Raw genomic sequence first — 11975 nt, 5'->3', positions numbered from 1 at the left:
CCCGACGTCCCCGCCAGGTCGTGGCGGGGACGCCGGGTCCTCCGGTCAGGTCCTTCGTCAGAAGGCGGCCTCGTCGAGCTCCATGACGTCGAGGTCGGTCGACTCGGCGATGACCTTCTCGGCGGCGAGCTTCGGGAGCACCTGGCGGGCGAAGAACTGCGCAGCAGCGACCTTGCCCTCGTAGAAGTGCTTGTCCGACGCCGAGACCTCACCGGCGAGGGCGTTGAGCGCGACCTCGGCGCCGCGCAGCAGCAGCCACGCGCAGACGACGTCGCCGAGCGCCATGAGCAGGCGGCTGGTGTTGAGGCCGACCTTGTAGACGTTCTTCGGGTCGCCGCCGTCGGCCGGGTTGGCCGACATCATCTGGCCGAAGACGACGCCGAGGATGCCCTGGGCGTCCTCGAGGCCCTTGGCGAGCAGCTCGCGCTCGAGCTTGAGACGACCGTTGCCCGCCTCGGAGCCGATGAACGCCTGGATCTCCTGCGCGACGTGCGCGATGGCCTGGCCCTGGTCCTTGACGATCTTGCGGAAGAAGAGGTCCTGGCCCTGGATCGCCGTGGTGCCCTCGTACAGGGTGTCGATCTTGGCGTCGCGGACGTACTGCTCGATCGGGTAGTCCTGGAGGAAGCCGGAGCCGCCGAAGGTCTGGAGCGACTCGGTGCCGAGCAGGACCCACGAGCGCTCCGAGCCGTAGCCCTTGACGATCGGGAGCAGCAGGTCGTTGACGCGCTCGGCGAGCTTGTCCTCGGTGCCAGCGGCCTCCGCCTGCATGACCCGGTCCTGCCAGCTCGCGGTGTAGAGGACCAGCGACCGCAGCGCCTCGGCGAACGCCTTCTGCGTCATCAGCGAGCGCCGCACGTCCGGGTGGTGCGTGATCGTCACGCGCGGCGCGTCCTTGGCCGGGTCGAGCATGTCGGCGCCCTGGACGCGCTCCTTCGCGTAGTCGAGGGCGTTGAGGTAGCCGGTCGACAGCGTCGCGATGGCCTTCGTGCCGACGAGCATGCGGGCGTTCTCGATGACCTGGAACATCTGGGCGATGCCGTCGTGGACCTCGCCGAGCAGCCAGCCCTTGGCCGGCTGGCCGTTGCCCACCGAGGAGTCGCCGAAGGTGAGCTCGCAGGTCGTCGAGACCTTGATGCCCATCTTCTTCTCGACGTTCGTGACGTAGGCGCCGTTGCGGGTGCCGTCGAGCTCACCGGTCTCGAGGTCGAAGCCGTACTTGGGGACGACGAACAGCGAGAGGCCCTTGGTGCCCGGGCCGCCGACGCCCTCGATGCCGACCGGACGCGCGAGCACCAGGTGGATGATGTTCTCGCTCATGTCGTGCTCGGCCGAGGTGATGAAGCGCTTGACACCCTCGATGTGCCAGGTGCCGTCCTCCTGGAGGTACGCCTTGGTGCGGCCGGCGCCCACGTCGGAGCCGGCGTCGGGCTCGGTCAGCACCATGGTGGCGCCCCAGTGGCGCTCGACCATGTGCTTGGCGATCTGCTTGTCACGGTCGGTGCCGTTGCGGTGGACGATGTAGCCGAAGTTCGGGCCGGCCGAGTACATCCACACCGGCGGGTTGGCGCCGAGGACGAGCTCGGCCGTGGACCACACCAGCGACGCCGGAGCAGGCTGGCCGCCGAGCTCGACGGGCAGCTGCAGGCGGAACCACTCGGAGTCCATCCAGGTCTTGTACGCCTTGGCGAAGCCTGCCGGCATCGTCACGGTGCAGGCCTCGGGGTCGTAGACGGGCGGGTTCCGGTCAGCGTCGGCGAACGACTCGGCGAGGTCCTCGCGGGCCATGCGGTCGATCTCGCTCAGGATGCTCTTGGCGGTGTCGACGTCGAGGTCCTCGAAGAGGCCCGTCCCGAGGACTTCGTCGCGGCCGAAGACCTCGAAGAGGTTGAACTCGATGTCGCGAAGGTTGCTCTTGTAGTGGCTCACGGCGACAGGTCCTTGATCATTCGTGCTGCTTGGGGTGTGCAGCGGGATTACTAGCGAGTAATAACAGTGTCCTACTCACAAGTAACCAACGCAAGCCCGGGGCGGTGCAACCCGAGTACGTGTACGGATCTGGGAGACTTATCTCATGCGGGTCTCCACGAAGTCCGACTACGCCCTTCGCGGTCTCATCGAGATCGCCGGACGCGACGACTCCTCCCCGGTCTCCGCGGAGGAGATCGGGCGCAAGCAGGAGATCCCGCACGGGTTCCTCCAGGCGATCCTCGCCGACCTGCGCCGTGCTGGGATCGTCGTCAGCCAGCGCGGTCAGTCCGGCGGGTGGCGCCTTGCGCGCGAGGCGACCGATATCACCGTCGCTGACGTGATCCGCGCCGTCGACGGCCCGCTCGTCAGCGTGTACGGCCTGCGGCCTGAGGCTGTCTCGTACAGCGGTTCGGCCGAGGTCCTCCAGTACGTGTGGATCGCCGCCCGCGCGAGCCTCCGAGAGGTCTTCGAGTCGGTCACGATCCAGCACCTGGCCGACGGCCAGCTCCCCGGCGGCGTCGAATCGCTGACCAAGGACGACGACGCCTGGCAACCTCACTGAGCCGACTCCCGCGGCGTGCGTCGTGGTCAGGCCTCGGCTGTTGCCAGTGACTCCGGCCCAGCATCGACCGGCACACGCCGGCGTTCGCGCTCCAGGATCGCCTTCGACACGAGCATCGACGACGTCACGATGCCCAGCGCCAGCAGGCCGAGCTGCATCGGGATCGCCCGGAATCCGAGAAGGAAGAGCGTGCCGAGCCAGGCTGCGACGAGGGCGCAGTTGGCAGCGATGAGGCGCAGGACGAGCAAGGTGACTCCTCGGGGGAAGAAGTCCCACCAACCCTAGTGGTGGGCGCTGCGCCCGGAGTCACGGGGCCGTTACGGTGCAGGTATGGCCCCCCTGAATCCTTGGCGCGACTCGCTCGGCCCCCTCGGCAGCATCTTCATGACGTCGGACCTGATCCGGTCGACGTCGAAGGAGATCGGCATGCCCGCATCAGCCCTCTACTTCCGCGGCCGGGTCGGCGTCCTGGGCGACGTCACGACCGACGCGGCGTACGACGTCCTCGGGATCTTCCCGCGCCGCGTCGTCGACACCATCTGGGAGCGCAGCGCAAGCGTCTCCGCTGCGGAGTCCGCAGAGGCGTACCTCGACGTCTGTCACCGGTGGGGCCGCGCCCACCTGGTCGACGACGCCGCGTCGCGCACGGCGACCGACCTGCTGGAGCGTGTGCTCGACGTGGCACAGCTGCCGCCGATGCTGCTCGCGCAGGGCTGGCAGCGCGCCGATCGACCCGATGACGTCCCCGCCCGCCTCGCGCAGGCGACGATGACGGTTCGCGAGCTCAGGGGTGGCCTGTACTTCGCCGCGCTGGGGCTGGTCGGGCTGTCGGTGCCCTCCGCGATGCTGGTGGACACCGAGGCGGGTCCGGACCGCATGGGCAAGCTCGGCTGGAACGACGACGAGGTCGCCGAGGTGCGCACGCAGCAGCGGCCGAGCGACGCGGGCCGCTGGCGCGACGCCGAGAACGCTCTCGACGGCGCGTTCGTGGGCCTCCTCGGCGACATCCTCGAGCCCGACGGGGTCACCGCGCTCGCGGACGCGCTCCTCGCCGTCAAGCGGACCACGACGGACTGACATCGACGCGCCTCCACCCGTACGGCGGTGAGCTGGGTCCCACCCGAGGCGACTCCACCCGTACGGCGGTGAGTTGGGTCCCACCCGAGGCGACCTCGGTGGGACCAGGCTCACCGCCGTCGTGGTGGGCGCGACCAACTCGTGGTGAACAAGCATCGAGAAGGCCCGACGTCCCCGCCACCATCTGGCGGGGACGTCGGGTCCTTCTGTCGGGTTGCGTCAGTGTGTGAGCGCGTGCCCCGAGTACGCCCCGGCGGTCGGCGCCGAGAGCGCCTGCGCCTTGGCTGCCGCGGAGGCCTTGGCCTTGCGGCTGCCGTCGGGGAACAGCCCTGACCTGGACTTCGTCAACGTCAGCGTCGCGTGCGCGGCGGCGTCGCCGAGCTCGTTCAGCGACTTCACACTGAGGTTGGTGATGTCGTCGCAGGCCTGGTGGTAGCACGGGTCGTACCACTCACCGGCCGTGCCGCCGTAGATCGCGGCCTGCTCCGGGGTCTTGACGCCCTCGGCACCGGAGAAGAGCCCGCCTGCGGGGATGCCGGCGGCGATGAACGGCCCGTAGTCGGAGCGTCCGTCGAAGTCCGTCGGCTCGCTGGCGAGACCCTGGCTCTCGAAGTAGTCGGTGAAGACCGTCTCGATGACGTCGGATCCGGGCGGGCCGACCGGTCCACCGTTGGAGCCGTCGCCGTCGTAGACGAACCGGACGTAGTTCGGCGAGCCGATCATGTCGAAGTTGAGGTTCGCGTAGATCTTCGACCGCTGCTGGTCGGTGAGCGAGGCGACGTAGTGCTCGGACCCGAGCAGGTTCGCCTCCTCAGCACCCCAGAATGCGAAGCGCACCGGACGCGACAGCTTCTTGGTCAGCTTGAGATCGGCCATCTCCTGCGCGATCGCGAGGATGCCGGCCGTGCCGCTGCCGTTGTCGTTGATGCCGGGACCCGCCGTGACGGAGTCGAGGTGCGCCCCGACCACGACGACCTGGTCCTTGTTCTTGACCTTCTTGAGGTCCTTCGCGTTGAGGTTCGCGATGACGTTCCACGTCGTGCGGTTCGGGTCGGTCTCCACCTCGGTCGAGACGTTCACGCTGACCGGGCCTGCCTCGACCTGGTCGAGGAGGGCGACGGCGTCCTCGTAGGACAGTCCGACGACCGGGATCGACTTGGGCGTGCCGAGCGTGCCGACGGAGAGCTCCGTACGGCCGGGGTTGCCCTCGTTGAAGATGATCAGCGCGTCGTAGCCGGCCGCTGTCGCGTTGTCGGCCTTGACGGCGAAGTCGCACCCTCCGCGCTGCACGAGCGCGACCGCGGGCTCAGCAGGCGCCGCGGTGAAGTCCTCGGGCTCGCACCCTGCGGTGCTGCTCGGTTCGGGGGTCGCGGGGATGATGTTGTCGTTGGCCGGGACGACGACGCCGGTGACGTCGCCTCCGCCGGAGTAGTCGAAGATGTCGGTCTCGTAGTCGGTCGGCGTCGGCGAGACCTGTGACAGCGTCGGCTCCGAGAGCGAGCGGAAGAACGAGAACGTGAACGCCTGCTTCTTCACCGAGTAACCGGACCGGCGGAGCTGCTTGACGACGTAGTCGACGGAGGCTTCGTAGCCGGGGAGCCCGGAGGCTCGCGTCCCGTCGTTCTGGTTGGCGATGACCTGGAGCGCTCGGGCGTGCTTCAGGATTCCGTTGACTGTGACTGCCTTGCGGAGCTGGGTCGTGTTGACCTCGTCGATTGCCGCTGCGGGTGTCGCGGTGGTGACCATGGTGACGGCGACCACTGCTCCCAGGGCTCCGGTGAGTGCTTTTCGCACGTCGGACCTCCTCGTTGAGTCTGTTGGACCCGTTTCAACCTAGGGGCTTCCTGCGCCTAGCGACAGGGCCAGAGCGGCAAGAACCGGGACGAAGCGACATTTGACGACGATCGCGCTCCGGCCCTGGATACGTGGGTGTCGGATGCGCGCCACCGGCGCATGTCGTCTTGCGAAGTGGGGAGGGGCGTACGCGAAAGGGCCCCGGACGGTGTCCGGGGCCCTTTCGGTGCAGAGCGGGCGACGGGAATCGAACCCGCACTATCAGCTTGGGAAGCTGATGTTCTGCCATTGAACTACGCCCGCGAGGCGTCGTCGCCGAGGCGACGCGGACCACTCTATACGAGCGGCTCAGCCCACTGTCACGTGGACGTGGTCGTAGTGGTTGGCGGTCGAGGAGCCCCGGTCCGACATCGGACGCCAACCCTCTGACCCGCGCTGCGTGGTCCAGATCTTCTGCGCCCAGAGGACCTCGGTGACGCCGAGCTTGGACGCGTTGGCGCGGACGAAGTCGGCGATCGCGTCGCCGGTCGCTCCGCTGACCATGATGTCGAGAGCGTGGCCCGTGCCGTGCTCGCCGCCGTCGCCCGAGCGGACGCCGCCGTACGAGGTGACGCTGGGGAACTCGGCGCACACCGCGCGGTGCACGGAGATCGCGTTCGCGGTCAGGCCGCTCTCCACGCTGGATCCGCTCGCACAGGGCTTGCCGGAGATCTTGCCGCTCGGGGTCACGACGGTCGCACTCGGATCGGCGGCGGCCTCAGCAGCGCCGGCCACGACCTGCTTGGCGGTCTCGGTGAGCGCCGCACGTGACGACGAGCGGGAGACCGCGGCTTCGCGGCGCTGCTCGATGTGCTCCTCGAGCGACGGCGCGGACGCGTTCATCGTGGCGGCGACGGGTGTGCTGTCGGCGTCCTGCGCGACCGTGGCAACCACGGGTGTCGAGGCGACGACCCCGACGACGCCGGCGACGAGCAGTCCCGCGAAGGCCGCGGGTCGGCGGCGCAGCGCCCGGGTGCGCAGGGTCGCCAGAGGTGTGCGTCGTGCGCGTGGGGCCTTCCTGCGGCCGGGGGTAGCCACAAGTTCACCTTCCGTCGACTCCGGGGACCTCGGCAGTCAAGCACATCCGCGAGAGGGAGCCAAGAGCAGGTCAGCCCGGTGTGCTCGCCAGCATCCTGTGGAGCAAGGTCCTCACCCCGTGGTGGCGCCGGCGCCGGGCAGTCGTCGCGGCCGCCTTCGTGGGTCGGGTCACCGGCGTCGCCGAGGCGTCGCGTCGCCCGTGGTTCCAGCGCAGCGCGGTCAGTGCCTCGTACGTCGCCCAGGCCTGGCTGGGCTGCTGATGCGTCCCCATCGGACGTCCCCCTCGTGCGGTGCCCGCGGCTCCTCGACGGTCGCGAGCAATGTGAGTCAAATGACAGATATGTCCGAGATGTCTCGACCGTAGGCGTGGGTGGGGGTCACGCCGCCCTCGGTTGCGCCGACCCCGTTGCGCCGGTCCTCCGTACGCGCCTGCGCTACCGTCGGTCTGTGCTGCTCTCCGACCGCGACATCCGTGCCGAGCTCGACAACGAGCGGATCGTCGTCGACCCGTACGACGAGGCGATGTTGCAGCCCTCGAGCATCGACGTCCGTCTCGACAAGTTCTTCCGGGTCTTCGAGAACCACCGCTACCCGCACATCGACCCCGCCGAGGACCAGTCCGACCTCACCAAGGAGGTCACTGCCGCCGACGGCGCGCCGTTCATCCTGCACCCCGGTGAGTTCGTGCTCGGCTCCACGTACGAGCGGGTGGCACTCCCGGTCGACGTCGCCGCCCGTGTCGAAGGCAAGTCGTCGCTCGGCCGGCTCGGGCTCCTGACCCACGCGACCGCCGGCTTCGTCGACCCGGGGTTCAACGGCCACGTGACCCTCGAGCTCGCGAACGTCGCCACGCTCCCGATCAAGCTCTACCCGGGGATGAAGATCGGCCAGCTCTGCTTCTTCCGGCTCTCGTCGCCGGCCGAGCACCCGTACGGCTCCGAGAAGTACGGGTCGCGCTACCAGGGCCAGCGCGGGCCGACTCCCTCGCGCTCGTACGCCAATTTCCACCGCACCCAGATCTGACGCGACACTGGGTGGATGAACATCCACCCCGAGGTGTCCGCCGCCCTGGAGGCCGGCCGACCCGTCGTCGCGCTCGAGTCCACGATCATCTCCCACGGCCTTCCGCGCCCGCGCAACCTGCAGGCGGCCAAGGACTTCGAGGCGATCCTGCGCGAGCAGGGTGTGGTCCCCGCGACGATCGCGGTCGTCGACGGTGAGCCGCGGATCGGCCTCGACGAGGCTGCGCTCGAGCGTGTCGCCCTCGACGAGTCGGTGGTGAAGGTGTCCGTCCGCGACCTCCCGGTCGCGCTCGCGACACGGTCCTCCGGAGCGACGACGGTCGCGGCCACGGCGTTCCTCGCGGCCAAGGCAGGCATCCGGGTGTTCTCGACCGGCGGCCTCGGCGGTGTGCACCGTGGGGCCAGCGCGACGTTCGACGAGTCGGCGGACCTCCCGATGCTCGCGCAGATCCCGATCACGGTCGTGTCCGCCGGAGTGAAGTCGATCCTCGACATCCCCGCAACCCTCGAGCGTCTCGAGACGCTCAGCGTGACCGTCGTCGGGTTCGGGACGACGAAGTTCCCGAGCTTCTGGCTGACCGACTCGGGCGAGACCCTGGACTGGTCGGTGCCGGACGCCACCGCGGTCGCCGAGGTCATGGCGTCCAACGACGCCCTGGGCCGCGAGAGCGCGGTGCTGGTTGCGAACCCGCTGCCGCACGAGAAGCAGCTCGACCCCGTGGTCCACGACGAAGCGCTCCGGCAGGCCCTCGCCGAGGTCGAGCGCAACGGCATCACCGGCAAGGACGTCAGTCCGTACCTGCTCGGCCGGATCGTGGAGCTGACCAGCGGCTCGAGCCTCGAGGTGAACCTCGACATCGCCGCGAACAACATCCGGGTCGGTGGAGAGATCGCGATCGCCTGGAGCGCGCGCGACCGGTGACAAGGCGAGACCGGTGGCACCGGATCTTGGTGCCACCGGTCTCGGTGGAGTGCGCCCCGTCGGTCGCGGCGTGAGCCACGGCCACGGTTCAGCGGCTCGTGTGCGCCGGCTGCCGGCGCGCGTGACTGGCGTCGAGACGGTCCGCGAGCCGGTGGAGCGTCCTCGCAGTCAGCGAACGCAACGGTGTGCGGTGCTGAGTGAGGCCGTGGCGCCGGTGCCGGATGCGCTCGTTGAGCTCCCTCTCGTGCATCTGCATGAGAAGGAGATGGGTGTGGTCGGTCATGATGATTGCCCCTGTCGCCTGTGCAGGCGTCGTCGACGTCCCCGTCGGACGGGTCGTCGATACGTGATGGTGTTCGTGCAGACCGGTGGAGTCACCAGGTCATGCGGCGACCGCTGTCAGCGGTGCCGGCTTGCGTCGGTCCGGGGCGACCTGGGGTCACATCGGACGAGTGGGATCGGTCGTCCCTGCGGGGAGGGCGTCCACGGCGTCGGCGAGGCGGCGCAGCGTGTCGGCGGCTCGTACCCGCCAGGAGGCCTGGTGGATCGTCCCTGCACGTGTGCGCCCCATCGTGCGGCGCAGCTGTGCCTCCCACTGACGCGTGAGGATCTCGTGGGTGTAGTCGTCCATCTCTAGCCTCCTTCCGGCACTCGTTCGTTGTGCGACGAGTCAGAGCCTAGGACGAGGGTCGCGTCGAGCGCATCCGATTATTCGCCGGGTAGCGTTCGGCCCATGGCGCGCATCCTCGTGGTCGGCGACGTGGTCGACGACCTGATCGTCCGACCGCTGACCACCGTGACCCCGGCGAGCGACACCCCGGCCGTCATCCGGCGACGCGACGGAGGATCCGCCGCCAACGTCGCGGCGTGGCTCGGCTGGCTCGGGGCCGACGTGATGTTCGTGGGCCGTGCCGGCAAGGACGGAGCGCGCCGGCACACCGAGGCTCTCGAGCGTTTCGGCGTCCAGGCGCGCATCGCGGCCGACGGCGAGCACGACACCGCCACCATCGTCATCACGCTCGACGGTGGCGGAGAGCGGACGATGTACGTCGATCGCGGCGCGAACAGCGCGCTCACCCCGAAGGACGTCCCGCTCTCGGCGTGGAAGGACGTCCGCTGGGTCCATCTCACCGGCTACTCGTTCTTCGACCCCGCGACCCGTCCCGCAGCTCAGGAGATCGTCGCCCGCGCTCGCGACCGTGGTGCGTTCGTGTCCGTCGACCCCGCGTCGATCGCCTTCCTGCGCGACGTCGGGGTCGCGGAGTTCATCTCCTGGACCCAGGGGGTCGACGCGATCCTCCCCAACCTCGACGAGCTGCGCTGCATGACAGGCGAGCAGGATCCGGACCGTGCCGTCCTCGAGCTGAGCCGCTGGTACCCGACCGTCGTCGCGACGCTCGGCGCCTCGGGAGCGCTCCAGATGACACCGGACGGGTTCGTGGTCCGCCAGCGCGCCGAGAAGGCCGACGTCGAGGACCTGACCGGTGCGGGGGATGCCTTCGCCGCCGGCTTCCTCGCCGCGAGCGCGGACGGCCTCGATCCCCAGCAAGCCCTGCGCAAGGGTGCCGAGACAGCCGCCCTCGCCGTCGCCCGTACGGGGGCGCGTCCGTCGCTCGGCGACGCCCGGCCCCTCCTCGGCTGACGCGGCGACGCCCGTACCGAACCGGCGACGCCCCGTACCGACCCCAGGGTCGACTCAGGGGACGCTCCGGGTCGTTCCCCGATGGGCTCACCGCGCGATCCCGGCACGGTAGTAGCCATGGACACGTCAGTCACCCGGGCGGCGATCGCATGATCCGCGCTCAAGCACTCAGCAAGACCTTCGGAGACAAGACCGCCGTCGACGCCATCGACTTCACGGTCAAGCCAGGACGCGTCACCGGGTTCCTCGGCCCCAACGGCGCCGGCAAGTCCACGACCATGCGGATGATCCTCGGGCTCGACGCCCCGACCTCCGGCACGGTCACCGTCAACGGGCACCGTCACCTGACCTCGCCCGCCCCGCTGCGCTCGATCGGGGCACTCATCGACGCGCACGCCTTCCATCCCGGGCGCTCCGCCCGCGACCACCTTCGTTGGCTCGCTGCGAGCAACGGCATCCCGACCACGCGGGTGGGCGAGGTGCTCGAGCTCGTCGGGCTCGAGTCCGTCGCCGGCCAGCGCGCCGGACGCTACTCGCTCGGCATGGGGCAGCGGCTCGGCATCGCCGCCGCACTGATCGGGGATCCGCCGGTCGTCGTCCTGGACGAGCCGGTCAACGGTCTCGACCCGGAGGGCATCCGGTGGGTCCGCGCGCTGGCGCGGCGTCTCGCCGAGGAGGGCCGGACGGTCTTCGTCTCCAGCCACCTGATGTCCGAGATGGCGCTGACCGCCGACCACCTGATCGTCATCGGACGCGGGCAGATCCTCGCCGACACCTCGACGGAGGACTTCATCGCCACGCACGCCGTGTCGTACGTGCGTGTGAAGTCGCCGGCTCGCGCCGAGATCGGTGCCCTCCTCACGCGGGCGGGCCACGAGGTCGAGGTCGTCGACAACGCCCTCCACGTCCAGGGGATCGACCCTGCGGCGATCGGTGACCTGGTCCACCGTCACGGGCTGGCGGTGCACGAGCTGACGCTCGTCCGGTCGTCGCTCGAGGACGCCTTCATGACCTTGACCGCCGACAGCGTCGAGTACGTGTCGAAGACCCGCGAGGAGGTGGCGGCATGACCGCGACAGCAGTCGTCGCCGAGCGCGCCGCGGACACCGCGACGCGGCAGGATTTCGGGGACGTCCTTCGCGCCGAGTGGATCAAGCTGCGGAGCGTCCGCTCGACATGGTGGACCCTCGGCTCGCTCGTCGTGCTCGGCGCCGGACTCACGATCGTCATGTGCTGGGGCAACGCCGACTGGCTCGCCTCCGAGGGGGCCGACGAGTCGCCGGGCTCGTTCATCACGTGGGGCATGATGATCGCCCAGATCACCGCCGTCGTGCTGGGCGTGCTGGCGGTGACCAACGAGTACTCCACCGGCATGGTCCGCACGACGTTCGCCGCCGTCCCGCGGCGTAGTCGCGTCCTCCTCGCCAAGTCGCTGCTCGTCGCCGGGCTGCTGTTCGTCGTGGGAACGGCGACGGCACTGATCGGCTACTTCGGAGGGAACTACTTCCTCGACCGAGAAGGCGTGGGGATGGCGCTGGAGGGCGACGTCCTGCGGGCGATGTACGGCAGCGGCCTCTACATGGCCGGGCTCGGCCTGCTCTCGATCGCCGTCGGCACGCTCCTGCGGCACACGGCGGGCGCGATCACGATCACGATCGCGGTCGTCTTCGTCATCAGCGGCATGGTGGCGCTGATCCCGGGTGACATCGGCCTTTTCATCGAGCGCGTCATGCCCGGCAACGCGGGCTCGGTGATCGCGACACCGGTGACGTTCAACCCGAACCTGCTGGACGCGTGGCCGAGCTTCGCGATCTTCGCGGGAGAGGTCGCCGTCCTCATGGCGATGGCCGCGGTCGCGCTGCGTCGTCGCGACGCCTGACCGTTCGGCGCGGCAGTGGACAGCCCCCG

At 69.5% G+C, this 11975-nt stretch carries 14 protein-coding genes and 1 tRNA gene; 8 read left to right on the top strand and 7 right to left on the bottom strand.

What is annotated here, in order from left to right; all coding sequences use genetic code 11:
* Positions 1-57: 57 nt before the first annotated feature.
* Positions 58-1929, bottom strand: a complete 1872-nt coding sequence (locus GH747_RS01105; protein ID WP_149767472.1) for an acyl-CoA dehydrogenase — start codon at positions 1927-1929, stop codon at positions 58-60.
* 145 nt (positions 1930-2074) lie between these two features.
* On the opposite strand from GH747_RS01105, the gene GH747_RS01100 reads away from it, so the two are divergent.
* Entirely contained in the window at positions 2075-2533 is a 459-nt protein-coding gene (locus GH747_RS01100) for an RrF2 family transcriptional regulator (protein WP_149767470.1), read from the top strand.
* Between the two features lie 26 nt (positions 2534-2559).
* Here GH747_RS01100 and GH747_RS01095 read toward each other — a convergent pair whose 3' ends face one another.
* Positions 2560-2781 carry a hypothetical protein gene (locus GH747_RS01095; protein ID WP_149767468.1) on the bottom strand — a complete coding sequence of 74 codons (222 nt, stop codon included), beginning with the start codon at positions 2779-2781 and terminating at the stop codon, positions 2560-2562.
* A gap of 82 nt (positions 2782-2863) precedes the next feature.
* On the opposite strand from GH747_RS01095, the gene GH747_RS01090 reads away from it, so the two are divergent.
* The gene (locus GH747_RS01090) at positions 2864-3610 is read left to right on the top strand and encodes an SCO6745 family protein (RefSeq protein ID WP_149767466.1); all 747 of its coding nucleotides are present in this window, start codon (positions 2864-2866) and stop codon (positions 3608-3610) included.
* Between the two features lie 219 nt (positions 3611-3829).
* Here the strand turns inward: GH747_RS01090 and GH747_RS01085 are convergent, their stop codons facing one another.
* The 3 genes from GH747_RS01085 to GH747_RS21935 form a co-directional block, all read right to left on the bottom strand.
* Positions 3830-5404: a M28 family peptidase gene (locus tag GH747_RS01085; RefSeq protein WP_205602713.1), complete on the bottom strand. Its 1575-nt coding sequence runs from the start codon at positions 5402-5404 to the stop codon at positions 3830-3832.
* A 232-nt stretch (positions 5405-5636) separates the two neighbouring features.
* Positions 5637-5707 (bottom strand) — tRNA-Gly (locus GH747_RS01080).
* A gap of 45 nt (positions 5708-5752) precedes the next feature.
* The gene (locus GH747_RS21935; RefSeq protein ID WP_194842872.1) at positions 5753-6481 is read right to left on the bottom strand and encodes a VldE C-terminal domain-containing protein; all 729 of its coding nucleotides are present in this window, start codon (positions 6479-6481) and stop codon (positions 5753-5755) included.
* A gap of 80 nt (positions 6482-6561) precedes the next feature.
* Between GH747_RS21935 and GH747_RS01070 the strand changes: the two genes are divergently transcribed.
* From GH747_RS01070 to GH747_RS01060, 3 genes are all read left to right on the top strand, one after another.
* The gene (locus tag GH747_RS01070; protein WP_149767465.1) at positions 6562-6741 is read left to right on the top strand and encodes a hypothetical protein; all 180 of its coding nucleotides are present in this window, start codon (positions 6562-6564) and stop codon (positions 6739-6741) included.
* Positions 6742-6928: 187 nt separating this feature from the next.
* Entirely contained in the window at positions 6929-7504 is a 576-nt protein-coding gene (gene dcd / locus GH747_RS01065) for a dCTP deaminase (RefSeq protein ID WP_149767463.1), read from the top strand.
* Positions 7505-7519: 15 nt separating this feature from the next.
* Positions 7520-8425 carry a pseudouridine-5'-phosphate glycosidase gene (locus tag GH747_RS01060; protein WP_149767461.1) on the top strand — a complete coding sequence of 302 codons (906 nt, stop codon included), beginning with the start codon at positions 7520-7522 and terminating at the stop codon, positions 8423-8425.
* An 88-nt stretch (positions 8426-8513) separates the two neighbouring features.
* On the opposite strand, the gene GH747_RS01055 is transcribed toward GH747_RS01060, so the two are convergent.
* Both GH747_RS01055 and GH747_RS01050 read right to left on the bottom strand, forming a co-directional pair.
* Positions 8514-8708: a hypothetical protein gene (locus GH747_RS01055; RefSeq protein ID WP_149767459.1), complete on the bottom strand. Its 195-nt coding sequence runs from the start codon at positions 8706-8708 to the stop codon at positions 8514-8516.
* A gap of 156 nt (positions 8709-8864) precedes the next feature.
* Positions 8865-9056 carry a hypothetical protein gene (locus GH747_RS01050; protein WP_149767457.1) on the bottom strand — a complete coding sequence of 64 codons (192 nt, stop codon included), beginning with the start codon at positions 9054-9056 and terminating at the stop codon, positions 8865-8867.
* Between the two features lie 102 nt (positions 9057-9158).
* Between GH747_RS01050 and GH747_RS01045 the strand changes: the two genes are divergently transcribed.
* The 3 genes from GH747_RS01045 (at position 9159) to GH747_RS01035 (ending at position 11946) form a co-directional block, all read left to right on the top strand.
* Positions 9159-10067 (top strand): carbohydrate kinase family protein, encoded by a 909-nt coding sequence (locus GH747_RS01045; protein ID WP_149767455.1) that lies wholly within the window; start codon positions 9159-9161, stop codon positions 10065-10067.
* Positions 10068-10216: 149 nt separating this feature from the next.
* The gene (locus tag GH747_RS01040; RefSeq protein ID WP_149767454.1) at positions 10217-11137 is read left to right on the top strand and encodes an ABC transporter ATP-binding protein; all 921 of its coding nucleotides are present in this window, start codon (positions 10217-10219) and stop codon (positions 11135-11137) included.
* Entirely contained in the window at positions 11134-11946 is an 813-nt protein-coding gene (locus GH747_RS01035) for an ABC transporter permease (RefSeq protein WP_149767453.1), read from the top strand. Before GH747_RS01040 ends, GH747_RS01035 begins: the two co-directional genes overlap by 4 nt.
* The last annotated feature ends 29 nt before the right edge of the window (positions 11947-11975 follow it).

The organism is Mumia xiangluensis (assembly GCF_010994095.1).
Classification (GTDB): domain Bacteria; phylum Actinomycetota; class Actinomycetes; order Propionibacteriales; family Nocardioidaceae; genus Mumia; species Mumia xiangluensis.
The sequence above is the reverse complement of the archived record's forward strand: the minus strand, read 5'-3'. Positions and strand labels throughout refer to the sequence as shown.